The following is a 23,088-nucleotide window of genomic DNA, read 5'->3' on the forward strand; positions in this document are numbered from 1 at the left end:
TTCCTCAGGCCTTGGCCCGGGTGGCCGCATAGGCGCGGACAGCCTTGCCGAAATCCTCGAAAAGCCGGCGCGACGGGGTATCCGTCTCTGCCCAGTATTCCGGGTGCCACTGCACGCCCACCGCATATCCCCTGGCATCGATGACGGAAACCGCCTCGATGGTGCCGTCTTCCGCGGTTGCCTCGACCTGCAGGCGCGGGGCGATGTCGGAGATCGCCTGGCGATGCAGGGAGTTCACCTGGATTTCCCCGGTGCCGAGCGCGCGGGCGATGCAGCTGCCTTCCTTGACGTAGACCGGCTGGCGGATGGAGTACATCACGTCGCGGTCGGGGGAGACAGGCTTGCGATGGTCCCAGATGCCCGGCTGCTCCTGGATTTCGGAGGCCAGCGTTCCGCCAAGGGCGACGTTCAGCTCCTGGATTCCGCGGCAGATGCAGAGCAGCGGAATGCCCCGCTCGATGGCGCGGCGGATCAGCGGCAGCGTGGTTGCGTCGCGGGCCGGATCGAAGGGGCCATCTTCCGGGCGGGCTTCCCGGCCGTACAGCGAGGGGTGCACGTTCGTGGCCGAGCCGGTGATCATCACCCCGTCCACCCGGTCCAGGATCGCATCGCTGTCGTTGCCCTGTTCCAGGGCCGGAATGATGAAGGTCATCACGTCGGCAACCTTCACGGCGGCGCGCACATACTGGACCTGAACCGAATGCCAGTCTGTCCCGTCGAATGCACGAATATCGGCAGGGACGGCGACGATGGGTTTCGACATGGCATGCTCCGCTTCGATGTGTCGGCGTTTTTGAGAAACCAGAATTCGCCCGGTGTCAACCATATCCGCGCGGCCGGCTCTTCACGATTGTCCAGTTTTTGCCGCGAAACCGTGATTTCAGGGGAGGGGCGGCCGGGGCATTTGCGCGCGGGACCGCTTGAAACACAACACTTATTGGGGATAGGCTTTCACCTGTGGTTCGTCCAAGGCGAGCACCGAATTCCACCAATAAACACACAAGGGGAGGTTACATGGATCGTCGTTCGTTCTTTCGCAAGGCAGGTGCCGCCGGTGTCGGCGCGGTAGCCGCCTCCGGCCTTGCGGCACCCGCGATTGCCCAGGAAAATCCGAAGATTTCCTGGCGCCTCACCTCCTCCTTCCCGAAGAGCCTCGACACGATCTATGGCGGCGCGGAAGACATTGCCAAGCATCTGGAAGCCGCCACCGACGGCAATTTCACCATCCAGCCCTTCGCTGCCGGCGAGATCGTACCCGGCCTGCAGGCCGTGGATGCGGTCACGGCAAACACGGTGGAAATGGCCCACACCTGCTCCTATTACTTCTGGGGCAAGGACCCGACCTATGCCATCGGCACGGCCATTCCCTTCGGCCTCAACGGACGGCTGCAGAACTCCTGGTTCTACCAGGGCAACGGCAATACGCTGATGAACGAGTTTTATGCCACGCAGGGCATCTACGGTCTGCCCGCCGGCAATACCGGCGCCCAGATGGGTGGCTGGTTCCGCAAGGAAATCAACACGGTCGATGACCTCAAGGGCCTCAAGATGCGCATCGCCGGCATGGCCGGCAAGATCGTCGAGAAGCTCGGTGTCATTCCGCAGCAGATCGCCGGCGGCGATATCTATCCCGCACTCGAGAAGGGCGCGATCGACGCGGCCGAATTCGTCGGCCCCTATGACGACCAGAAGCTCGGCTTCGAGAAGGTGGCAAAGTACTACTATTATCCCGGCTGGTGGGAGGGTGGTCCCGTCGTGCATGCCTTCATCAACCTGGAGAAGTGGAACAGCCTGCCGAAGCACTACCAGGCTGCGCTCACCGATGCCTGCGCCTTTGCCAACACCAACATGATGGCGCGCTACGACATGAAGAACCCGCAGGCGCTGAAGCAGCTCGTGGCAAACGGCGCCGAGCTTCGACCCTTCAGCCAGGAAATCCTCGAAGCCTGCTATGCGGCCGCGCTTTCGGTCTATGAGGAGATTTCGGCCTCCAACGCCACCTTCAAGAAGATCTACGACGACCAGCTTGCCTTCAAGAAGGACGCCTATCTCTGGATGCAGCTTTCCGAATACACCTTCGACACCTTCATGATGATCCAGCAGCGCGCCGGAAAGCTCTGAAGCGTCACCATCCCAAAAGGAAAAGGAAAACCCGGCCGGGAGGCCGGGTTTTTTTATATCATGGCGTGATTTTCGGCGGCTGGCTGAGGTCGATGGCGGGTGCTGCCGGGGCAGGCGCCGGCCCGGGCTGGGGTGCCGGCATTGCAGGCGGCGCTCCCGGCAGGCCGTTGAGGCTCGGAAGCCCGAGGCCCGGCAGGCCGCCGTTTCCACCACCCGTGCCGGGCGGCGGCAGGGACAGCCCGCCGCCATTGCCGAAGGCGGGGATCTCGATCTTGATGGAATTCGGATCGACCTTCGGCGAATTGTCCAGCCAGTAGGTCACCGATTGCGGCCAGAAGATCAGCACGCCCACGAGAATGAGCTGCATCACCAGCCAGGGAATGGCGCCCATGTAGATGTCCGATGTCTTCACCTCGTTCCGGGGCGCTATGCTGCGGAGATAGAAAAGCGCGAAGCCGAAGGGCGGATGCATGAAGCTCGTCTGCATGTTGACGCAGAGCAGCACGCCGAACCAGACGAGGTCGATGCCGAGGTTCTGGGCGACCGGCGCCAGCATCGGGATGATGATGAAGGCGATCTCGAAGAAGTCGAGAAAGAAGGCCAGCACGAAGACGAAGATGTTCACGAAGATCAGGAAGCCGATCGGGCCGCCCGGCAGGCCTGACAGCATGTGCTCGATCCATCGTCCGCCATCCATGCCCTGGAAGACGAGACTGAAGCAGGTGGAGCCGATCAGGATGAAGACCACCATCGTCGTGATGTGCATGGTCGACTGCATGCCCTCGCGGATGAGCTTCCAGCTGAGGCGACCGTGCATGGCGGCGAGAAGCATCGCACCGACCACGCCCAATGCGCCCGCCTCGGTCGGGGTCGCAAGACCGATGAAGATGGTGCCGAGGACGAGGAAGATCAGCACGATCGACGGGATCATCCCGGCGAGAACGGTCATCACGAGCTTGGCGTCGAGCTTCCCGCGCGCCTCGGGCGGCAGCGGCGGCATGTAATGCGGCTTCAGGATCGAAAGCAGCGCGATGTAGCCCATGAAGATGCCGACCTGCAGGATCGACGGGCCGATGGCACCGAGATACATGTCGCCGACGGAACGTCCCAGCTGGTCGGCCAGCACCACCAGCACCAGCGAGGGCGGAATGACCTGCGTGATCGTGCCGGAGGCGGCGATCACGCCGGTCGCCAGGCGCTTGTTGTAGCCGTAGCGCAGCATCACCGGCAGGGAGATGACGCCCATGGTGATGACCGACGCGGCAACGGTGCCGGTGATGGCGCCGAGGATGGCACCCACCACGATCACGGCATAGGCGAGGCCACCCGGAATGGCGCCGAACAGCCGCCCTGTCCCTTCCAGCAGATCCTCCGCAAGGCCGCAGCGCTCGAGGATGGCGCCCATCAGCGTGAAGAACGGGATCGCCAGCAGCAGGTCGTTGGAAATGATGCCGAAAAAGCGGAACGGCAGGGAGTGAAGGAAGACCATGTCGAAATGGCCGGTCGCCACCCCGACGAGACCGAAGAACAGGCCCACCGCCGACAGCGAGAAGGCGACGGGAAAGCCGTAGAGCATGAACACGACCATGCCCAGAAACATCAGCGGCGGCAGGATGCCGAAATCGAACATGTCAGGTCTCCCGGCTCGGCCTTACTGAAGGGGCTTTTCGTAGGATGTGTCGACGGCCAGCCGGCCGGTGAGGCCGGCAACGCGCTTGATCAGCTCCGAAAGGCCCTGCAGCGCCAGCAGCACGAAGCCGGCAACCAGCACCAGCTTGACCGGCCAGCGGATGAGCCCGCCGGCATTCTGGGACATCTCACCCTGGTGCCAGGAGAGTTCGAAAAAGGGCCAGCATATCCAGGCGAGATAGATGCAGGCGGGGATGAGGAACAGTGCGAGTCCCAGTGCATCGATCCACATCCGGATCCGGTCGGAAACGTTGCCGTAGATCAGGTCCACCCGCACATGCTCGTTGCGCTGGAGCGTGTAGGACGCGCCCATCAGCACCACGAAGGCGAAGAGATACCACTGTATTTCCAGAAGGGCATTGGAGCTGTAGCTGAAGAGATAGCGGGAGATCGCGTTTCCCGCAGATATCAGGCAGCAGAACAGCACCATGTATTCGGCGGCCTTGCCGAAGAGGCGGCTGAAGGCGTCGATGGCCGCGCTGAGTTTCAGGAGGCTTGGCATCGTATCTCCCCTTTTATCGGCGGTACCGCGATGCGGGCCACCTCTTTTGGGACCATCCAAACTGAATCGGTTGTGCTTGGCAACCTCGCTCTTTTTCGGTTGCAACTTCTGAAGCGTGTCTTGCTTTCAAACTGATTATCTTTGGTTTTATATTGCTGATGAAACATATCCCAGATTGCAGCGTTCTTCTGCCGGGGAGAATGGTTTTCCAACCAAAACGATTGATCATCGTTTATTTACTATCTGGTGCGGGTCTTTTTTATCGAATATTGGAATAATAAACTAAAAATTGTGGTATGCTGAAATCATTCGTTAAAAACTAGAGGATACTCTTCCACCCGTCGCGAGGCCTGTGGCGGGCTTTGCAAGAATAGGCGCCATACCGTTTGCCGGGCTCATCAGGATGCTTGGCTGGAATGGCCCGGGGGGACTCCTCATGAGGATTCAGAGTCCGAACGCCGTACCGACAGATGTGTATCTGTCTTTCGTCAGTTCGCTTTTCGGTAACCGGCAGACGCTGTTTACCGGCATGGTCGTCCACATCCTGACCTATGCCGCCGTCTATGCCAAAACCGGCGATTCCTTCTATGTCAGCCTGACTGCCGTCTTCCTCGCCGTCTGCATTTTCCGAATCTACTGGTTCCAGCGCTTCGACGCCGTGTCCAAGGCCGGCCTCAGCCATCGCGAGATCGCGTTGTGGGAGAACCGTTATCTCTGGGGTGGCGTGGCCACCACGGCCATCCTCGGCATCGGCAGCGCCTATGCCATCGCCTTTGCCCGCGACCAGTTCGCGATCCTCGCCTGTGTGGCCGTAACGCTTGCCTCCATGGTATCCGTCGTCGGCCGCAACTACGGATCTTCGAGGGCCGTCAACCTGCAGACGCTCACCGCCTGCCTGCCGATCATGATCGGCTTCGCGCTGGTGTCTGACCCCTTCATGGTCGCCTTTGCCGGCTTGCTGATCCCGTTTCTGCTCACCACGCGGATGATGGCCAATGGCGTGCGCGAATTCCTTTACAACAACGTCATCGCCTCGCGGGAGAAGGCGGAGCTTGTCGACCGTTTCGACATGGCGCTGAACAACATGCCGCACGGCCTGTTCATGCTGGACGCCAACAACCGCATTCTGGTGGTGAACCGCAAGGCCTGCGACCTGCTGAAGCTGGGAGACCAGGAGCGGCTGAAGGATTGCGACCTCGATCTCGTGCTGCGCTATGGCGCGCGCCATTCCTTCATCGACGGCTCTCTGCCCGCGCTCATCCAGCGCCAGCTGGCACAGCTGGTGGATGGCACGCTCTCCCGCACGCTGGTGCAGTATTCCGACGACCTCTTTCTGGAATTCTCGGCAAGCCGCCGGCCGGACGGCGTCGTCGTTCTGATTTTCGAAGACGTGACGGCCCGCATCCGTGCGGAACGCCGCGTGCTGCACATGGTGCGCTACGACCCGCTCACGGGCCTGCCCAACCGGGAGCATTTCAGCGAGCTGGTGCAGGAGCGCCTCGCAGCGCTTGCGGACCGGCAGCTGGTCGGCCTGCTCCTCATCGATGTCGACGAGTTCAAGCATGTCAACGACATGAAGGGCCATGTGGCCGGGGACCGGCTGCTCTGCCAGATCGCGCACCGCCTCACGGCGGTTGCCGGCTCGGAGGCGATCGTCGGTCACCTCATGGGCGACCAGTTCGTGGTCTTCGTCCACGGCAATGGCCGCGTCGGTGTCGAGGGCTTGATCCGCAGGCTGCATGCCGACATGCGCGGCAGCTTCGATGTCGACGGATCGCAGATGCGCATCACCTTCAGCGCCGGCGCGCTGGTCACGCCGCGGGCGCAGCTGCGCATGGAAGAATGGCAGATCAAGGTGGATCTCGCCCTCTTCGAGGCAAAATACAAGGCGCGCGGCACCTGCGCCTTCTTCGAACAGGAGATGGACGCCCGCTATGTCGACCATCAGCGGCTGAAGGTGGAGCTTCGCGATGCCGTGGAAGCGGGATCGCTGCACGTGCTCTACCAGCCGATGTACCGTCCCGACGGCCATTCGATCGAATGCTGCGAGGCGCTGACCCGCTGGGTTCATCCGGAGCGGGGCGCCATTCCGCCCTCGAGTTTCATCCAGCTCGCAGAGGAAATGGGAATCGTGTCCGATATCACCCATTTCGTCATCCGCCAAGCCTGCCTGGATTGTGCCACCTGGGATGCCGGGATGTCGGTCTCCGTCAACCTCTCCGTCCACGACCTGCGCAACGACCGAATCGTCGCGGCGGTGGAGAGGGCGCTGGCCGAAAGCGGCCTTCACCCGAGCCGCCTGCACCTGGAGATCACCGAGAGCTGCCTCGTCGAGGAACCGGCAACGGTGCAGAACATCCTCAACATCTTCCGCAATCGCGGCATCACCATCGCTCTGGACGATTTCGGCACCGGCTTCTCGAGCCTCAGCTACCTCGATGCGCTGCCGGTGGACATCGTCAAGATCGATCGCTCCTTCGTCCGCAACATCGGCGAGGATGCACGCCGGCTGAAGCTCTTGCGCGGTACGGTCAACCTCATCCGCGAGCTGGGTCTCGGCATCACCATCGAAGGCGTGGAAACGGAGGACCAGCTGGAGCTGATCAACCGCTACCGGTGCGCAGACCTGATCCAGGGCTATGTCTTCTCCGCCGCCGTGCCGCCCGAGAACATCGCGATTCTCGCCGAGGAGCAGGCTGTTCGCTCCGCTCAGGCCGCTAGCTGAAATTTCATGTATCGGCGTGCTGCAGGCTTCGCTGGCCTGCATGTCCATGTATTGTTAACCATATCGGTTAATGTTTTATTTACCATAAAAAGTAAAACTTTATTAAAATTATAATCAATAGTTGTCATTGGCAACGCAACCCCGCATTAACGTCTTGTTAACGAAGCGGAGGTTGCCATGCTGGATCATGCGGCAGGAGAGGGGAATTTCTCCCGCAAGCTTATGGATCTCCTGGACCGGGTCGAATATCGCAGGGTCGAGTCGACCGAGGACATGGAGGAGGTCGCCCGCATCAGGTACAAGGCCTACAAGATGGCCGACATCCTGACGCTGAAGGGCACAACCCTGATCGACGACATCGATTACGACAGCCACGCCTATAATTTCGGGGTCTATTTCGAAGAGCGCCTGATTTCGACCGTGCGGATCCATCACGTGACGCCGGATCACCGGGTCAGCTCGACGCGCAGCGTCTATCCGGAAGAGATCGATGCCTTTCTGGATGCGGGCATGTCGCTGATCGACCCCGTGCGCTTCGCTGCGGATCCCGCAATCATGCGCGAAATGCCGGCGATCCCCTATTTCACGCTGCGCATCGCCACCATGGCGACGGACTATTTCAATGCGGATCGGGTGCTGCAGCTGGTCAGCCCCCAGCATTCGGCCTTCTACAAGCGGGTCTTCCTTGCCAATACCATTGTGGAGCCGCGCAAGAACTGCGGGAAATACAACATCGAACTGACGCTGATGTCGACCGATGCGAATGCCATCCGCAGCGATCTCTACCGTCGCTACCCGTTCTTCCAGTCCGAGGCCTTCGAGCGGCGGATGATGTTCGAGCGCGGGCCGAATGCCGGCTTCACCCCGCTGACGATCCTGCCGACGGCGCGTTTCGCGAGCCAGCAGTCCAGACTGGCGGCCGCCAGCAATGCCAATCAGGGTCTGATGGGTGGCAGCGGGAATGGCCTGCGCAACGGCGGCGGCCGGAACGGCCGCGCCGGCTGAGCCAAGATCGCCGAACCTGCGGCATTCGTTCCGGGGAGATGCCGCAATATGCGGCGCAAGCGGGATTGCACCTTTTCTGCGGCTGCGCTATTTCCTGAGACAGAATTCCCCGCACGGGCGCGTTCCGGTGTGGCGGCAGGATCGACACTTTTTGCACAGGGGTGCCCGGGTTTGAGTGAAACCGCCGGCGCCTCACGAGGGAGACGAGAGAATGAGCGAACATCATACCGGCCCGGTCGAAACTGGCGCGGCTATGGATTACCGGGAGCATGAGCGCACCTACGAAGGCTTCCTGAGCGTTGCCAAGTATGGCACCGCGGCCTGCGTTGCCCTGCTCGTCGCAATGGCTGCGGGCTTCTTCACGGCCGGCGGCTGGATCGGCGGCCTGCTGACCTTCATCGTGCTCTTCATCGCGAGCATCGTGTTCCTGCGCTGATACCAGCCTGAACCGACCGGTTTCTTGCAATCCCCGCTGCGGAAACGTAGCGGGGATTTTTCATGTCGAGGCCATGGGCATGAAAAAACCCGGCCTGGCCGGGTTTCCTCTCGGGTCGTCGATGGTCGGCAGCGCGCTCAGCTTGCGACCTTGCCGCGGGTGCGGGCAAGGCCGTCCTTGGCCGGCTGGTATTTCGGGTCGAGGCCCACGGCGTGGGCATAGGACTTGGCAGCCTTCTTCAGATCGCCGCGACGTTCGTAGATCAGCGCCTGGTTTGCCCAGGATTCCGCCATCTTGTCGTTCAGCTCGATGGCGTGGTTGAAATCGGCAAAGGCATTCTCGTCATCCCCGAGCGCGACGTAGGAAATGCCGCGGCCGTTATAGGGTTCGGGCGAGTTCGGCGACAGCGAGATCGCCTTGGCGAAATCCTCGATCGCCTTCTCGTGCTGGCCGCGCTTCTGGTAGATGAGGCCGCGGTTGTGATAGGCGCGCCCGTCTGTGGTGTCGAGCTGGATGGCCTGGTTGAAATCGTTGAAGGCTTCGTCGATGCGGCCCGCCTGCCGGTAGATGTTGCCGCGGCCGATCAGCGCCACGTCGTAGGAGGGGTTGAGCTTCAGCGCCATGTTGTAATCGTTCACGGCCTCTGCGGGCTGGCCGATGTTGCGATAGGCAAGAGCCCGATTCGCATAGGCCTGGTAGAAGCGCGGGTTGAGCTCGATGGCCTTGCTGAAGTCGTCGACGGCGGCAGAGAAGTTGCCGGCGCGTCCATAGGCGGAGCCGCGGACATTGTAGCCTTCCGGGTCCTGCGGGTTCTGGTTGATCACCGCCGTCAGAGAGGAGATGTTCTCGTTGGAGCCCTGCGCCTTTTCCACGCGGATGACGTCGTCGCTGGTGGTTGTGTTGCAGCCGGCGAGGGCGAAGGCACCAAGTCCCAGCCATGCGGCTGTCACCAGCGCACGGCCGCGAGTGCGGCGATTGGCATTGTCTTTGCGGGCGGGGATGTGAAGGGTCATGTCGGCCATCGGCGGTATAGGTTCCTTTGCGGCAATCCCGATAGGCCAGGCGGGCCCGTGGGGACATCATGCGGCATGCAAATGTGGTCCAGCGCGGCTCGGCATCTCGGCAAGCCCCTCATGGGCGGATCCGACTGCCTCGTTTCAGCGATACCCCATTTTGCCGCCGGCAGGAAGCGCGGTTTCGTCTCAAGGCCGTGCGGGTTGAGGTGGGGCCCCGGCGCTGGCCGGGCAGCGGGCAACATCCATGCCCGCATGCATTCATCAAAAAAGGCGGCGGCGATACGATCGCCCCCGCCATATTCATCCGATTGTCGTCACGGGGACGATAATCAACGACCGGTACGGCCGCCGCTGATCAGGCCTTCGCGCTGCATGCGCTTGCGGGCCAGCTTGCGAACGCGGCGAACGGCTTCAGCCTTTTCGCGGGCGCGCTTCTGAGACGGCTTTTCGTAGTAATCGCGCATCTTCATTTCACGGAAGATGCCTTCGCGCTGCATCTTCTTCTTGAGCGCCCGGAGGGCCTGATCGACGTTGTTATCGCGGACGAGTACCTGCACGTGAATCCCATTCCTTGTCTTGGTTGCTTGCCAGCTGCGAAAGCCCGCGGCAAATAAAAACACGTTCGTTCGGCGGGAAGGCCGATCGATTGGGGAACGGAGATACCAGAAGCGACCAATGAAGTCCATATGCCATATGCGTCATCCTGCCAAAAAGTGATCCCCTTGGATTTCAAGCCTTGACGTGTCAAAACGCGCCATGCGGTTCGTCGCAAAATAGCCGTTGTCCGCGGCCCGGATTTGCGATTGCTATGCCCGATCCCCATAAGCAGGGCCTGATTGACAGGAGAATGACGCGTATGCGCAAATATTCGGTTTTTGCCGTTGTCCGCGAGGCAATGCGCGGCCACAAGGGCTGGGAAGCCCAGTGGGCCTCGCCCGAGCCCCGCAAGGAATATGATGCCATCATCATCGGCGGCGGCGGCCATGGCCTGGGTGCTGCCTATTATCTGGCCAAGGAGCACGGCATCACCAATGTGGCCGTGCTGGAAAAGGGCTGGATCGGCGGCGGCAACACCGGCCGCAACACCACGATCATCCGCTCCAACTATCTCTACGAAGAGAGCATGCACATCTACGAGCATTCTCTCAAGCTGTGGGAAAACCTGTCGCAGGACCTTAACTACAACGTCATGTACTCGCCGCGCGGCGTGATGATGCTGTCGCACAACGTCCATGACCAGCAGTCCTTCAAGCGCCACATCAATGCGAACCGTCTCTACGGCATCGACAACGAGTGGCTGACGCCCGAGCAGGCCAAGGCCTATTGCCCGCCGCTCGATATCTCGAAGACGGCACGCTATCCCATCAACGGCGCCGCCCTGCAGCGTCGCGGCGGCACGGCCCGCCACGATGCGGTGGCCTGGGGCTATGCGCGCGCTGCCTCCGACCGCGGCGTGCACATCATCCAGAACTGCGAAGTGACGGCCATCCGTCGCGGCCCGGACGGTCGCGTCGTCGGGGTCGAGACCAGCAAGGGCTTCATCGGCGCGAAGAAGATCGGCGTCTCGGCCGCGGGTCACACCTCCGTCGTCATGCAGACGGCCGACGTGCGGGTGCCGCTGCAGAGCCAGCCGCTCCAGGCGCTCGTTTCCGAGCCGCTCAAGCCCATCTTCCCCTGCGTGGTCATGTCCAACTCCGTGCATGCGTATATCTCCCAGTCGGACAAGGGCGAGTTCGTCATCGGGGCCGGTACCGACCAGTACAACTCCTACTCCCAGACGGGCGGCATGCAGATCATCACCCACACGCTGGATGCGATCTGCGAGCTCTTCCCGATGTTCCGCCGCGTGAAGATGATGCGCCAGTGGGGCGGTATCGTCGACGTCACCGTCGACCGCTCGCCGATCCAGGGCATCACCCCGGTTCCGGGTCTCTTCATCAATGCAGGCTGGGGTACCGGCGGCTTCAAGGCCACGCCGGGTTCGGCCCATCTCTTCGCCCATCTCATCGCCAAGGGCGAGCCGCACAAGTTCGCGGCCGGCCTGACCCTCGATCGCTTCCGCACCGGTCGCCTGATCGACGAGGCGGCAGCGGCCGCCGTGGCGCACTAATCCGGGAGATCTCACACCATGTTGCTGATTTACTGCCCCTACTGCGAGGAAGAGCGTAACGAGCTCGAATTCCGCAATGGCGGCGATGCGCATATCGCGCGTCCGACCAATATTGCCGACATCACGGACGAGGAATTCGAAGAGTATTTCTTCATCCGCCAGAACCCGAAGGGCCTGATCTATGAGCGCTGGCGCCATGTCCATGGCTGCGGCAAGTTCTTCAATGCCGCCCGCGACACGGTGAGCGACCGCTTCTACCTGAGCTACAAGGCGGGCGAGCCGAAGCCCGATCCGGCCACCTTCCTCAACAACGGAAATGAGTCTGCTCTGAATAAAGACAAGGGAGCCTCGAAATGAGCGGTGCCAATCGCATTTCGGGCTGGGGGCGCCTGACCCCCGCCAAGACCGCGCGCTTCACCTTTGACGGCAAGTCCTACACCGCCCTCGAGGGCGATACGGTTGCCTCCGCGCTTCTCGCCAACGGCGTGCATCTGCTCGGCCGTTCCTTCAAGTATCACCGCCCGCGCGGCATCCTGACCGCCGGTCCGGAAGAGCCGAACGCGCTGCTCGACGTGTCGCGCGATGCGGCCCGGCGCCAGCCGAACGTCCGCGCCACCGTGCAGGAAGTCTTCGACGGCATGGTGACGAGCTCGCAGAACCGCTGGCCGTCGCTCGCCCTCGATATCGGCGCGGTCAACGACCTGATGTCGCCCTTCTTTGCCGCCGGCTTCTACTACAAGACCTTCATGTGGCCGAAGAAGGCCTGGGAGAAGGTCTACGAGCCCTTCATCCGCAAGGCTGCCGGTCTCGGCGAGGCTCCGAAGGAAGAGGATCCGGACCATTATGCCGGCCGCTACGCCCATACGGACGTGCTGGTCGTCGGCGCCGGCGTTGCCGGCCTGTCGGCGGCACTTGCCGCTGCCAAGTCGGGTGCGAAGGTCATGCTCGTCGACGAGCAGCCGGAAGTCGGTGGCGCCCTTCACTATGACACGGGCGTCAAGATCAACGGCAAGGACGGTTTCACCTGGGCACAGGAAACCGCTGCCGAACTGAAGGCCATGGACAATGTGACGGTGCTTTCCCGCACCACCGCCTTCGGTTACTACAACCACAACATGATCGCGCTCTGCGAGCGCGTGACCGACCACAAGGCCAAGCCCGGCAAGAACGAGCCGCGCGAGCGCCTCTGGCAGGTCCGCGCCAAGCGCGTGATCCTGGCGACCGGCCAGATCGAACGTCACATGGTGTTCGAGAACAACGACCGCCCCGGCGTGATGCTCGCATCCGCCGGCCGTACCTTCCTGAACCACTTCGGCGTCGCCGTCGGCCAGAAGGTCGGCATCTACACCGCGCATGATTCGGCCTATGAAGCGGCCTTCGACCTGAAGCGCGCCGGCATTTCCGTGCCCGCCATCGTCGACAGCCGCGAAAAGCCGGGCGAGGCCGTTCTGGCCCAGGCCCGCGCGATGGGCATCGAAGTGCTGACCGGTCATGCGGTCCTGACCGTCGGCGGCAAGCTGCGCGTCAACTCCATGACCGTGGGCCGCCATGCGGGCAGCGCCACGCGCAAGATCGCCATCGACGCGCTTCTGGTTTCTGCCGGCTGGACGCCTTCCGTGCATCTCTTCTCCCAGTCGCGCGGCAAGCTGCGCTGGGATGCGGAAACGCAGCGCTTCCTGCCAGGCACCTATGCGCAGGATTCGCTCTCCGTCGGCGCGTGCAACGGCACCGACGATCTGCAGGCCACCATCGAGGAGGCGCTCGCCGCCGGTGAACTGATGGCCAAGGCGGCCGGCGCCGAAGGCAATGGCAAGATCGAGATCACCGGCGAGGCTCCGTTCTCCTGGACCGGCGGCATGATCGGTGCGGCAGAAGGCGCAGGCCCGGACACCACCGTGAAAGCCTTCATCGACTTCCAGCACGACGTTTGCGCCAAGGATATCCGTCTGGCGGTGCGCGAGGGCATGCAGTCGATCGAGCACATCAAGCGCTTCACGACCAATGGCATGGCCTCCGACCAGGGCAAGCTTTCCAACATGCATGGCCTTGCCATCGCTGCGGAAATGCTTGGCAAGGATATCCCGCAGGTGGGTCTCACCACCTTCCGCCAGCCCTATACGCCGGTCACCTTCGGGACGATCATCAACCACTCCCGCGGCGATCTCTTCGATCCGGCCCGCAAGACCCCGATCCACCCCTGGGCGGTCGCCAAGGGCGCGGAATTCGAAGACGTCGGCAACTGGAAGCGCGCCTGGTACTACGCCAAGCCCGGCGAGGACATGCATGCCGCCGTTGCGCGCGAGTGCAAGACGGTTCGCGATGTCGCCGGTATCTTCGATGCCTCCACCCTCGGCAAGATCGAGGTGGTCGGCCCGGATGCGGCGAAGTTCCTGAACCTCATGTACACCAATGCATGGGACACGCTGAAGCCCGGCAAGTGCCGCTACGGCATCATGACCCGCGAAGACGGCTTCATCTATGACGACGGCGTCGTCGGCCGCATGGCGGAAGACCGCTTCCACGTGACGACGACGACGGGCGGTGCGCCGCGCGTCCTCCAGCACATGGAAGACTATCTCCAGACCGAATTCCCGGATCTGAAGGTATGGCTCACCTCCACCACCGAACAGTGGGCCGTCATCGCCGTGCAGGGGCCGAAGGCCCGCGAGATCATCGCACCGCTCGTCGAGGGCATCGATATCTCGAACGAAGCCTTCCCGCACATGAGCGTGGCCGAAGGCAAGATCTGCGGCGTGCCGACACGGCTCTTCCGCATGTCCTTCACCGGTGAACTCGGCTTCGAAATCAACGTGCCGGCCGATTACGGCCAGGCCGTCTGGGAAGCCGTCTGGGCCCGGGCGGAGCCGATGGGCGCTTGCCCCTACGGCACCGAGACCATGCACGTGCTGCGCGCCGAAAAGGGCTACATCATCGTCGGCCAGGACACCGACGGCACCGTCACCCCTGACGATGCCTCGCTCAACTGGGCCGTTTCGAAGAAGAAGCCCGACTTCGTCGGCATCCGCGGCCTGAAGCGCCCCGATCTCGTGGCCCCCGGCCGCAAGCAGCTCGTCGGCCTTCTGACGAAGGACCCGAACGGGGTGCTGGAAGAGGGCGCCCAGGTGGTTGCCGATCCTAACGAGCCGAAGCCGATGACCATGCTCGGTCACGTGACTTCGTCCTACTGGTCGAGCAATTGCGGCCGGTCCATTGCCATGGCGCTCATCGCCGATGGCAAGAACCGCAACGGCAAGACGCTCTATGTGCCCATGGCCGATCGGACCATCGCCGTCGAGGTCGTGACCGACATGGTATTCTTTGACAAGGAAGGAGGACGCCTCAATGTCTGACCTGATGCAAGCAACCCGCCGCGGCGTCCTCGATGGCATGCATGGTGGCTCCGCCGTCGCGCGGCTGACGCCGGCAGCGCCGGCAAGCCGCATCTCTCTGCGTGCGCCTGCGGCCTCCGTCGAGGCTCTTTCCGGCGCGCTCGCCGTAGCGCTTCCGGTGAAGCCGAAGACCTCGGCTTCCGCCAATGGCCGCCATGCGCTCTGGATCGGTCCGGACGAGTGGCTGATCATCGACGAGAGCGGTGCCGATCTGGTGGCCGAGGCCGGCAAGTCGGGTGCGCTGCACTCGGCGGCCGATGTCTCCCACCGCAACACGGCGGTGATCGTCTCCGGGCCCAAGGCCGATGTGGCGATCAATGCCGGTTGCCCGCAGGATCTGTCGCTCGCGATCTTCCCGGTCGGCGCCTGCTCGCGCACGCTGGTCGGCAAGGCCGAAGTGGTGCTCTACCGCACCGCAGCCGACACCTTCCGTGTGGAAGTCTGGCGCTCCTTCGCCGCTTACGTCTTCGGCCTCATCGCCGAAGGCGCGGAGGATGCGGCTCTTTAACGAGCTCAAAAATTAGGATATCGTAATCGACGCCCGAAGCCTGGCTCCGGGCGTTTTTTATTGCCGATATTGTATCTATTTGGATACGTGCTAATGTATGAGATAAGAATGACAGTGCAGTTCGAGGCCTGGTTGCGTGGTCTACGGAGCGAGGTAATCCAGGTTCGGATTGCGGCCCGCTTCCCGCACGTGGCCAAAGGCAACCTTGGGGACTGCAAGCCAGTCGGGCAAGGCGTCTTCGAGCTCCGATATCACTTCGGGCCCGGGTACCGTGTCTATTTCACGCGCCGGGGTAACAGCATCATTCTTTTGCTGGCCGGGGGCGAGAAGAGCACCCAATCGAGGGATATCGCGACCGCAATCAGTTTGGCGAACTTGGAAAATGGATGATGGCGGAAAAACCCGAGACAACGCGATTTGACCCCGCGGAATACATCGTTTCCGAAGAAGGGGAGATTGCGTATCTCAAGGCCCTATTCGAAGACGAGGAATTTGATGCCGACATATTCCTGGCGGCTCTTGGCGACATCGCCCGTGCGCGATCCATGGCGAAGATCGCGGAGGCCACCGGCCTTGGCCGGGAAAGCCTCTACAAGGCGCTTCAGCCGGGTTCGAAAGTGCGCTTCGAGACGATCCAGAAGGTTCTTCAGGCTTTGGGGCTGAAGCTGACGGTGGAGGCTATCGGACCGGGGAAGAGTGCCGCCGAATAGGTCAGGCCTCCGACGGCCGGTCTTTCGGATCGAACTGCACGATGGTGATCCAGTTGGCCGTCAGTGCCGGCTTGCGCTCGTTCTCGATCTCGATCGAAACGTCATAGGTGGTCATCAGCATTCCCGCACCGCGGAAGCGCGCTTCCCTGAGAACGAACTGTCCGCGTACGCGCGCGCCGCACTTCACGGGTGCGACGAAGCGCAGCTTGTCGAAACCGTAATTGATGCCCATCGTCTGTTCCCGGATCTTTGGCAGGCAGTCGTAGTTCATTGCCGAAAGCAGGGAGACAGAAAGGAACCCGTGGGCGATCGTGCCGCCAAAGGGGCTTTCGGCTGCCGCGCGTACCGGGTCCGTGTGGATGAACTGGTGATCCTCGGTTGCGTCCGCAAAAGCGTTGATCATCTCTTGGGTCACGGTGAACCAGCGCGATGTCCGCTCGACGCCGATTTCATCCTTCACATCCGCCAGTGAGATTTCCTTGGGCATCGAATCCATCCATGGAAGCTCTTGATTTGCATGTCATAGGGGAGGGCGAAGCGCGCCGCAATCACCCGGATGCGAAATTGCCGACGAGGAACTCGACGCTGCGGGGAGCGAGCGCGATCCGATGGGAGATCGGGTCGCCCGCCTCCTCGTCAAGGCGCAGCCACGAACCCTCCGGCAGCCTGAAGTCTTGAGGATTCTGCTCGGGGTTGAAGAGAATGGCGAGCTGGACCGGAGCTCCCCGTTCCCGATCCTCGCTGGTCAACACCATTACAAGGCAGGAGGAGGCGTGATCCTGCCATTCCCGGTCCTCGAGAGGCCTTCCTTCGGAGCTCAGCCACCGCACGTCCCCCTGGCCGTGGAAGAAGTCTGTCCCGGAAAAGACGGAGAAGCGGCGGCGGATGCGGGCCAGAAAGGCGGCATGCGCCAGAAGCGCCCCGTCCGCGGTCTGCCAGTCGAGCCAGGTAATGGCGTTGTCCTGGGCGTAGGCGTTGTTGTTGCCCTGCTGGGTGCGGCCGAACTCGTCGCCGGCGGTCAGCATGATCGCGCCGCGGCAGGCAAACAGCGTGGAAAGAAGCGCCTTCACGTCTTGCCGGCGCGCCGCGCGGATGGCCGGATCCGCGGTCTTGCCTTCCATGCCATTGTTCCAGGAGTGGTTATCGTCATGGCCGTCGCGGTTATCCTCGCCGTTGGCCTCGTTGTGCTTGTGGGCATGGGCGACGAGGTCGGCCAGCGTGAAGCCGTCATGGGCGGCGATGAAGGTCACGCCCCGCGCCCTCTCTCCGGAAAAGACATCGGAAGAGCCGGAAAGCACGGTTGCCAGGTCTCCCCGCATGCCGCGGTCACCCCGCCAGATGCGGCGCAGTCGGTCCCGGGCGCGGTCGTTCCATTCGAGAAAGCGATCCGGAAACTGCCCGAGCTGGTAGCCGCCGGGTCCGATATCCCACGGTTCGGCAATCAGGATGCGGTCGGCAAGAACCGGGTCGGCAAGCAGTTCCCTCGCCATGATAACGTTCGGATCGAATCCCTGGCCGGTGCGGAAGAGCACCGGCGCGAGGTCGAAGCGGAAACCGTCCACGCCTGCATGCCGCACGAAATGGCGCAGCGTGTCGAGGATCAGCCGGCGCATCACCGGATGGTCGCAGGCCAGCGTGTTGCCGCAGCCGGTGTCGTTGACGAGAAAGCCCGGATCGTCCTGAAGATGCCGGTAGGCTGTCCGGTTGTCGAGGCCGCGAAGGGAAAGCGTGGCGCCGTAACGGTCGCTTTCGCCCGTATGATTGAAGACGAGGTCGAGGATGACGGCGATGCCCTCCGCATGGAGGATCTCGACCGTTTCCCGGAGCTCGGCCACGCCGCCCGGGACCAGACGCGGATCGAGCGCCATGAGCGCGACGGGATTGTAGCCCCAGCCGTTGGCAAGGCCGAGGGGAGGCAGGTGACGCTCGTCGATCCAGGCGGTGATCGGCATCAGCTCGACGGCGGAAACGCCGAGCTTCTTCAGGTGGGAGAGGACGGCCGGATGACCGAGCGCCCGCACCGTGCCCCGTTGTTCAGCGGGAATATCCGGGTGGAGGATCGTGAATGGCTTGACCGCGACTTCATAGATGGGGCCGGCAGGATCGAAGCGTGGTGTCTGCGTTCGTAGAGGCGCATGCTGTTTGAGAACTGCGCGCGGCACAAGATCGGCCGTTTCTTCGCCGAAGCGGCAGAGCCGCGGGTCGTGGCAGAATGGCCGGTCGAGTTCGGTTGCGTAAGGGTCGACCAGGAGTTTGGCGGGATCGAACCACAGGCCCCGGTCGGGATCGAAGACCCCTTCGGCCCGGAAGCCATAGCGCTGGCCTTCCCGGAGGCCGGGCACGCGGAGCAGATGCCAATCGCCCTCCCGGCGGAAGGGCAGGCGGTCGGTCTCGCGGTTGCCCGCTTCGTCGAAGAGGCACAGATGGAGGAGGGAGGCATCGGGCGCGTGAACGCGGAAGGTTGCGCCTTCCGCGTCAAGGACGGCCCCCGGCTGTGGACCGGTATCTGTCCCGCTGGCGCTCAGGTGATGACGCTCGGCGTATCGCGGCCGGTACGGGACCGAATGTCGGCAATGCTTTCTGCCGCGGCAATCAGGTCGGCCAGCGCCTCCTGCGTGTCGAGGTCGTGCTTCATGCAGTCTTCCTCGTAGCGCTCGATGTAGACGCGCAGCGTTGCGCCGGAGGTGCCGGTGCCGGACAGACGGAACACGATGCGCGAGCCGCCCTCGAAGAGAATGCGGATGCCCTGGTTCTTGGAGACCGAACCGTCGATCTTGTCGTGATAGGCGAAATCGTCGGCGGCGGTGACCTTGAGGTGGCCGATCATCGTTCCCGGAAGAGTGTCGAGCCTGTTCCTCAATGCCTCGATGAGGCTGTTTGCCGCTGCTGCATCCACTTCCTCGTAATCATGGCGGGAGTAGTAGTTGCGGCCATAGGTGGCCCAGTGCTGGCGCACGATGTCGGCGACGCTTTCTCCGCGCACGGCGAGAATGTTGAGCCACAGCAGGACGGCCCAGAGCCCGTCCTTCTCGCGGACGTGGCTGGAGCCGGTGCCGGCGCTTTCCTCGCCGCAGATGGTCACGAGATCCTCGTCCAGCAGGTTGCCGAAGAACTTCCAGCCGGTGGGCGTCTCGAACATGTTGACCCCGAGGCGCGCGGCCACGCGGTCCGCTGCCTGGCTGGTGGGCATGGAGCGGGCGATGCCCGAAATGCCGGAAGAGTAGCCGGGCGCGAGATTGGCGTTGGCCGCAAGGATCGCGAGGCTGTCGGACGGGGTCACGAAAATGCCTTCGCCGAGGATTAGGTTCCGGTCGCCGTCACCGTCCGAGGCGGCACCGAAGCCGGGGGCGTTGTCGCCCATCATTTCGTCGTAGAGCTCCTTGGCATGCACGAGGTTCGGGTCCGGATGATGGCCGCCGAAATCGGGCAGGGGAACGAAGTTGCGCACCGAGCCGAGCGGCGCGCCGAGGCGGTTTTCGAAGATTTCCTTCGCATAGGGGCCGGTGACCGCATGCATGGCGTCGAAGACGATGCGGAAGCCGAGGTTGAGCAGGTTGCGGATCGCCGGAAAGTCGAACAGGCTCTCCATCAGGTTCGCATAGTCTTCCACCGGGTCGATGACCGAAACGGTCATGCCCGCAATGGACTGGCTGCCGATGCGATCCAGATTGATGTCGGGGATATTCGCGATCTTGTAGGCGTCGATCACCTTGGAGCGCACATAGATGGCGTCGGTGATCTTTTCCGGCGCCGGTCCGCCGTTGCCGATGTTGTACTTGATCCCGAAGTCTTCGGTCGGGCCGCCGGGATTGTGGCTGGCAGAAAGGATGATGCCGCCGAAGGCCTTGTATTTGCGGATGATGTGGGAGGCTGCCGGCGTCGACAGGATGCCGCCCTGGCCGACCATGACCTTGCCGAAGCCGTTGGCGGCGGCCATCTTGATCGCGGTCTGGATGACCTCGCGGTTATAGAAGCGTCCGTCGCCGCCGATCACCAGGGTCTTGCCCTGATAGCCGTCGAGCGAATCGAAGATCGACTGGATGAAGTTCTCCGCATAGTTCGGCTGCTGGAACACCGGCACCTTCTTGCGAAGGCCGGAGGTGCCCGGCTTCTGGTCCTGATAGGGAGTTGTGGGAACGATCTTGATCATGATTGCTCACGCGGTTCTTGATATGAGGCTGGAATAGAGCTCGGCATAGCGGCCGGCGCTCCGTATCCAGGAAACGTCCGCTTTCATGCCCTGCTTTTGAATTTGCGTCCAGAGCTTCCTGTCGGCGTAGAGGCGGATGGTCCGGTGGATCGCCTGGCGCAAACCATCGGCATTGATCGGCGAAAACTGCACGCCGGTGGCGCATTTCGCCTGCAGGGCAGCGTGATTGGCGTCGATGACCGTATCGGCCAGTCCCCCCGTCCGGGCCACCACGGGAATGCATCCGTAGCGCAGGGCATAAAGCTGGGTGAGGCCGCATGGCTCGAATCGGGAGGGCACGAGAATCGCATCCGCGCCCGCCTGAAGCAGGTGCGAAAGCTGCTCGTTGTAGCCGATCGTGATGCCGATCCGGCCGCGATGACGGGCAGCCGCGTTCAGCAGCGCACCTTCGAGCGCCGCATCGCCGCTGCCGAGAATGGCAAGCTTGCCGCCATGGGCGACCAGATCGTCCACCACCTCGGGCAACAGGTCCATGCCCTTCTGCCAGGTCAGCCGGCTGACGATGGAGAAGATCGGACCGGAATCGCGGTCGAGATTGAAATGCTCGCAAAGGGCTTCCCGGCTTGCCGCCCGCGGCTTGAGATTGGCTGCCGAATAGGGAGCCGCGATCTCAGGATCGCGCGCCGGGTCCCATGTCTCGACATCGATGCCGTTGACGATGCCGTGGAGGACGTTCTCGCGGGCGGCAATCACCCCCTCGAGCCCCATTCCGAAGGAAGGCTGGAGGATTTCGCCCGCATAGGAGGGACTGACGGTGGTGATGGCCGTTGCCGATTGCAGGCCGCCCTTCAGATAGCCGATATCGCCGTAGTATTCGATGCCGTCCATCGCGAAGGCATGGGGCGGCAGGCGAAGCTCTGCGAAGATGTTGAAGCCGAACTGCCCCTGGAAGGCGATGTTGTGGATGGTCAGCACGCTCGGCACCGCATGGGCGCGGCCATAGCGCATGTAGACCGGGGTCAGTGCACCCTGCCAGTCATGGGCATGAACGAGATCGGGCTGAAAGTCGTCGAGAAGGCCGCCCGCGATTTCCGCCCCAACCCAGGACAGGGCCGCAAACCGCTTCCAGTTGTCGGGAAAGTCGTTGCCGGTGGCATCGAGATAGGGGCCGCCCACCCGGTCGTAGAGGGCGGGGCAGTCGAGAACGAGCAATTCCAGCCCCTCGCAGGTCACCTCGAGCAATCTCGCCCCGACGCCCAGCACATCGGGAAGGTGAAGCCGCTCCACCGGCTTGGCAAGCCTCTTCATGACGGCCGGATAGCCGGGCACCAGCGTCCGCGTCCGGATGCCGAGGCTCTTCAGCGCCAGCGGAAGAGCACCCGCCACGTCGGCAAGCCCGCCGGTCTTCACCAGCGGGTAGATTTCGGATGTCACCGAAAGAATGTTCATCGGGTTCAGATTCCCAGTTTGTCTATCATGGCCTGGGTTATCAGGCAGATGCCGTTCTCGGTGCGGCGGAAACGCTGTGCATCCAGTTCCGCATCCTCCCCGACAACAAGTCCTTCCGGAATGGTGACCCCGTGGTCGATGACCACGTTCTTCAGCTGGGCGCGCCGGCCGATCTTCACGCTTGGCAGCACGACGGCATTTTCCAGCCGGGAATAGGAATTGGCGCGCACCCCGGTAAACAGCAGCGAGCGGTAAAGGGTTGCGCCCGAGATGATGCAGTCGCCCGAGACCAGCGAGGAAATGGCGGAGCCCCGGCGGTTTTCGTCGTCATGGACGAATTTCGCAGGCGGGGTGATTTCCGCATAGGTCCAGATCGGCCAGGACTTGTCGTAGATGTCGAGTTCGGGCACCACATCCGTCAGGTCGATGTTCGCCTGCCAGTAGGCATCGATGGTGCCGACATCGCGCCAGTAGGGCTCGCGCTCGAAATTGGAGCGCACGCAGGACTGGGCGAAGCGATGGGCAACGGCCTTTCCGTTCTTGACGATGTAGGGGATGATGTCCTTGCCGAAATCGCGGCTCGAATTCGGATCCTCTGCGTCCCGCCTCAGGCAGTCGAGCAGGAAGCGCGTGTGGAAGACGTAGATGCCCATGGAGGCGAGCGCCAGGTCCTCGTTGCCTGGAATTCCGGGCGGATCGGCCGGCTTTTCCACGAAGTCGATGATCCGGTCGTGCTCGTCCACATGCATGACGCCGAAGCCGGTTGCCTCCATGCGCGGCACTTCCAGGCAACCGATCGTGACATCGGCGCCGGAATCCACGTGCTGCTGCAGCATCAGCTCGTAGTCCATCTTGTAGATGTGGTCGCCGGCTAGGATGACCATGTATTCCGGTCCATAGGGCTCGATGATGTCGATGTTCTGATAGACGGCGTCCGCCGTACCCTCGTACCACTGCGTCTCCGACACGCGCTGGCTGGCGGGCAGGATGTCGAAGCTTTCGTTTCGCTCGGGTCTGAAGAAGTTCCAGCCGCGCTGCAGGTGGCGGATCAGCGAATGCGCCTTGTACTGGGTCGCCACGCCGATTCGGCGGATACCGGAATTCAGCGCGTTGGACAGCGCGAAATCAATGATGCGGGCCTTGCCGCCGAAATAGACCGCGGGCTTGGCGCGGCGGTCGGTCAGCTCCTTGAGGCGGCTGCCTCGCCCGCCCGCCAGCACATAGGCCATGGCATCACGGGACAGGGGTTGTATGCGCTTTTCGACCATGTCTTCCTCC

Annotated in this window: 20 protein-coding genes; 10 read left to right on the forward strand and 10 right to left on the reverse strand. The window is 62.7% G+C overall.

Annotated elements, in window-relative coordinates; translation table 11 throughout:
* Positions 1-4 precede the first annotated feature (4 nt).
* The gene (locus GGR23_RS00920; RefSeq protein WP_183364231.1) at positions 5-763 is read right to left on the reverse strand and encodes a gamma-glutamyl-gamma-aminobutyrate hydrolase family protein; all 759 of its coding nucleotides are present in this window, start codon (positions 761-763) and stop codon (positions 5-7) included.
* A 251-nt stretch (positions 764-1,014) separates the two neighbouring features.
* Here GGR23_RS00920 and GGR23_RS00925 point away from each other — a divergent pair, with 251 nt between their 5' ends.
* Entirely contained in the window at positions 1,015-2,121 is a 1,107-nt protein-coding gene (locus GGR23_RS00925; RefSeq protein WP_183364232.1) for a TRAP transporter substrate-binding protein, read from the forward strand.
* 58 nt (positions 2,122-2,179) lie between these two features.
* On the opposite strand, the gene GGR23_RS00930 is transcribed toward GGR23_RS00925, so the two are convergent.
* On the reverse strand, positions 2,180-3,751 hold the full coding sequence (locus tag GGR23_RS00930) for a TRAP transporter large permease (protein WP_183364233.1): 1,572 nt from the start codon (positions 3,749-3,751) through the stop codon (positions 2,180-2,182).
* Positions 3,752-3,772: 21 nt separating this feature from the next.
* A complete protein-coding gene (locus GGR23_RS00935) occupies positions 3,773-4,312 on the reverse strand; it encodes a TRAP transporter small permease subunit (protein ID WP_183364234.1) in 540 nt (179 codons plus the stop codon).
* 436 nt (positions 4,313-4,748) lie between these two features.
* Here GGR23_RS00935 and GGR23_RS00940 point away from each other — a divergent pair, with 436 nt between their 5' ends.
* The 3 genes from GGR23_RS00940 (at position 4,749) to GGR23_RS00950 (ending at position 8,478) form a co-directional block, all read left to right on the forward strand.
* The gene (locus GGR23_RS00940) at positions 4,749-7,037 is read left to right on the forward strand and encodes a putative bifunctional diguanylate cyclase/phosphodiesterase (RefSeq protein WP_183364235.1); all 2,289 of its coding nucleotides are present in this window, start codon (positions 4,749-4,751) and stop codon (positions 7,035-7,037) included.
* Positions 7,038-7,214: 177 nt separating this feature from the next.
* On the forward strand, positions 7,215-8,042 hold the full coding sequence (locus tag GGR23_RS00945; RefSeq protein WP_246364804.1) for an N-acyl amino acid synthase FeeM domain-containing protein: 828 nt from the start codon (positions 7,215-7,217) through the stop codon (positions 8,040-8,042).
* 211 nt (positions 8,043-8,253) lie between these two features.
* Positions 8,254-8,478: an aa3-type cytochrome c oxidase subunit IV gene (locus GGR23_RS00950; protein WP_183364236.1), complete on the forward strand. Its 225-nt coding sequence runs from the start codon at positions 8,254-8,256 to the stop codon at positions 8,476-8,478.
* Between the two features lie 137 nt (positions 8,479-8,615).
* Here the strand turns inward: GGR23_RS00950 and GGR23_RS00955 are convergent, their stop codons facing one another.
* Together GGR23_RS00955 and rpsU are read right to left on the reverse strand one after the other, a co-directional pair.
* Complete coding sequence (locus tag GGR23_RS00955) at positions 8,616-9,500, reverse strand: tetratricopeptide repeat protein (protein WP_183364237.1); 885 nt, start codon at positions 9,498-9,500, stop codon at positions 8,616-8,618.
* A gap of 323 nt (positions 9,501-9,823) precedes the next feature.
* Positions 9,824-10,051: a 30S ribosomal protein S21 gene (gene rpsU, locus GGR23_RS00960; protein ID WP_183364897.1), complete on the reverse strand. Its 228-nt coding sequence runs from the start codon at positions 10,049-10,051 to the stop codon at positions 9,824-9,826.
* 299 nt (positions 10,052-10,350) lie between these two features.
* On the opposite strand from rpsU, the gene GGR23_RS00965 reads away from it, so the two are divergent.
* From GGR23_RS00965 to GGR23_RS00990, 6 genes are all read left to right on the forward strand, one after another.
* Positions 10,351-11,604, forward strand: coding sequence for a sarcosine oxidase subunit beta family protein (locus GGR23_RS00965; protein WP_183364238.1), 1,254 nt, complete (start codon positions 10,351-10,353; stop codon positions 11,602-11,604).
* Between the two features lie 18 nt (positions 11,605-11,622).
* Positions 11,623-11,961 (forward strand): sarcosine oxidase subunit delta, encoded by a 339-nt coding sequence (locus GGR23_RS00970; RefSeq protein WP_183364239.1) that lies wholly within the window; start codon positions 11,623-11,625, stop codon positions 11,959-11,961.
* Positions 11,958-14,954 carry a sarcosine oxidase subunit alpha gene (locus GGR23_RS00975; protein WP_183364240.1) on the forward strand — a complete coding sequence of 999 codons (2,997 nt, stop codon included), beginning with the start codon at positions 11,958-11,960 and terminating at the stop codon, positions 14,952-14,954. The genes GGR23_RS00970 and GGR23_RS00975 overlap by 4 nt, the downstream gene beginning before the upstream one ends.
* A complete protein-coding gene (locus GGR23_RS00980) occupies positions 14,947-15,501 on the forward strand; it encodes a sarcosine oxidase subunit gamma (RefSeq protein WP_183364241.1) in 555 nt (184 codons plus the stop codon). Before GGR23_RS00975 ends, GGR23_RS00980 begins: the two co-directional genes overlap by 8 nt.
* 108 nt (positions 15,502-15,609) lie before the next feature.
* A complete protein-coding gene (locus GGR23_RS00985) occupies positions 15,610-15,891 on the forward strand; it encodes a type II toxin-antitoxin system RelE/ParE family toxin (RefSeq protein WP_246364808.1) in 282 nt (93 codons plus the stop codon).
* On the forward strand, positions 15,891-16,211 hold the full coding sequence (locus tag GGR23_RS00990; RefSeq protein ID WP_183364243.1) for an addiction module antidote protein: 321 nt from the start codon (positions 15,891-15,893) through the stop codon (positions 16,209-16,211). The genes GGR23_RS00985 and GGR23_RS00990 overlap by 1 nt, the downstream gene beginning before the upstream one ends.
* 1 nt (position 16,212) lies before the next feature.
* Here GGR23_RS00990 and GGR23_RS00995 read toward each other — a convergent pair whose 3' ends face one another.
* The 5 genes from GGR23_RS00995 to glgC all read right to left on the reverse strand — a co-directional run bounded on the left by GGR23_RS00995 (position 16,213) and on the right by glgC (position 23,078).
* Positions 16,213-16,698: a MaoC family dehydratase gene (locus tag GGR23_RS00995; protein ID WP_183364244.1), complete on the reverse strand. Its 486-nt coding sequence runs from the start codon at positions 16,696-16,698 to the stop codon at positions 16,213-16,215.
* Positions 16,699-16,759: 61 nt separating this feature from the next.
* Entirely contained in the window at positions 16,760-18,736 is a 1,977-nt protein-coding gene (gene glgX / locus GGR23_RS01000; protein WP_183364898.1) for a glycogen debranching protein GlgX, read from the reverse strand.
* The gene (locus tag GGR23_RS01005) at positions 18,733-20,361 is read right to left on the reverse strand and encodes an alpha-D-glucose phosphate-specific phosphoglucomutase (RefSeq protein ID WP_183364245.1); all 1,629 of its coding nucleotides are present in this window, start codon (positions 20,359-20,361) and stop codon (positions 18,733-18,735) included. Before GGR23_RS01005 ends, glgX begins: the two co-directional genes overlap by 4 nt.
* A gap of 6 nt (positions 20,362-20,367) precedes the next feature.
* Positions 20,368-21,810, reverse strand: a complete 1,443-nt coding sequence (glgA, locus tag GGR23_RS01010; RefSeq protein WP_183364246.1) for a glycogen synthase GlgA — start codon at positions 21,808-21,810, stop codon at positions 20,368-20,370.
* 5 nt (positions 21,811-21,815) lie between these two features.
* Positions 21,816-23,078 carry a glucose-1-phosphate adenylyltransferase gene (glgC, locus tag GGR23_RS01015; RefSeq protein ID WP_183364247.1) on the reverse strand — a complete coding sequence of 421 codons (1,263 nt, stop codon included), beginning with the start codon at positions 23,076-23,078 and terminating at the stop codon, positions 21,816-21,818.
* Between the last annotated feature and the right edge of the window lie 10 nt (positions 23,079-23,088).

Source organism: Gellertiella hungarica (assembly GCF_014197145.1).
Taxonomy (GTDB): Bacteria; Pseudomonadota; Alphaproteobacteria; order Rhizobiales; family Rhizobiaceae; genus Gellertiella; species Gellertiella hungarica.

Excerpts from the sequence above, each read along its gene's own strand:
- GGR23_RS00975 (WP_183364240.1), top strand. The coding sequence starts at position 11,958 with ATGAGCGGTGCCAATCGCATTTCGGGCTGGGGGCGCCTGACCCCCGCC.
- GGR23_RS00935 (WP_183364234.1), bottom strand. The coding sequence starts at position 4,312 with ATGCCAAGCCTCCTGAAACTCAGCGCGGCCATCGACGCCTTCAGCCGC.
- GGR23_RS00955 (WP_183364237.1), bottom strand. The coding sequence starts at position 9,500 with ATGGCCGACATGACCCTTCACATCCCCGCCCGCAAAGACAATGCCAAT.
- GGR23_RS00930 (WP_183364233.1), bottom strand. The coding sequence starts at position 3,751 with ATGTTCGATTTCGGCATCCTGCCGCCGCTGATGTTTCTGGGCATGGTC.
- glgC (WP_183364247.1), bottom strand. The coding sequence starts at position 23,078 with ATGGTCGAAAAGCGCATACAACCCCTGTCCCGTGATGCCATGGCCTAT.
- GGR23_RS00985 (WP_246364808.1), top strand. The coding sequence starts at position 15,610 with ATGACAGTGCAGTTCGAGGCCTGGTTGCGTGGTCTACGGAGCGAGGTA.
- GGR23_RS00970 (WP_183364239.1), top strand. The coding sequence starts at position 11,623 with ATGTTGCTGATTTACTGCCCCTACTGCGAGGAAGAGCGTAACGAGCTC.
- GGR23_RS00945 (WP_246364804.1), top strand. The coding sequence starts at position 7,215 with ATGCTGGATCATGCGGCAGGAGAGGGGAATTTCTCCCGCAAGCTTATG.
- GGR23_RS00965 (WP_183364238.1), top strand. The coding sequence starts at position 10,351 with ATGCGCAAATATTCGGTTTTTGCCGTTGTCCGCGAGGCAATGCGCGGC.
- GGR23_RS01005 (WP_183364245.1), bottom strand. The coding sequence starts at position 20,361 with ATGATCAAGATCGTTCCCACAACTCCCTATCAGGACCAGAAGCCGGGC.
- GGR23_RS00990 (WP_183364243.1), top strand. The coding sequence starts at position 15,891 with ATGGCGGAAAAACCCGAGACAACGCGATTTGACCCCGCGGAATACATC.
- GGR23_RS00940 (WP_183364235.1), top strand. The coding sequence starts at position 4,749 with ATGAGGATTCAGAGTCCGAACGCCGTACCGACAGATGTGTATCTGTCT.
- GGR23_RS00925 (WP_183364232.1), top strand. The coding sequence starts at position 1,015 with ATGGATCGTCGTTCGTTCTTTCGCAAGGCAGGTGCCGCCGGTGTCGGC.
- GGR23_RS00995 (WP_183364244.1), bottom strand. The coding sequence starts at position 16,698 with ATGCCCAAGGAAATCTCACTGGCGGATGTGAAGGATGAAATCGGCGTC.
- GGR23_RS00950 (WP_183364236.1), top strand. The coding sequence starts at position 8,254 with ATGAGCGAACATCATACCGGCCCGGTCGAAACTGGCGCGGCTATGGAT.
- glgA (WP_183364246.1), bottom strand. The coding sequence starts at position 21,810 with ATGAACATTCTTTCGGTGACATCCGAAATCTACCCGCTGGTGAAGACC.
- GGR23_RS00920 (WP_183364231.1), bottom strand. The coding sequence starts at position 763 with ATGTCGAAACCCATCGTCGCCGTCCCTGCCGATATTCGTGCATTCGAC.
- GGR23_RS00980 (WP_183364241.1), top strand. The coding sequence starts at position 14,947 with ATGTCTGACCTGATGCAAGCAACCCGCCGCGGCGTCCTCGATGGCATG.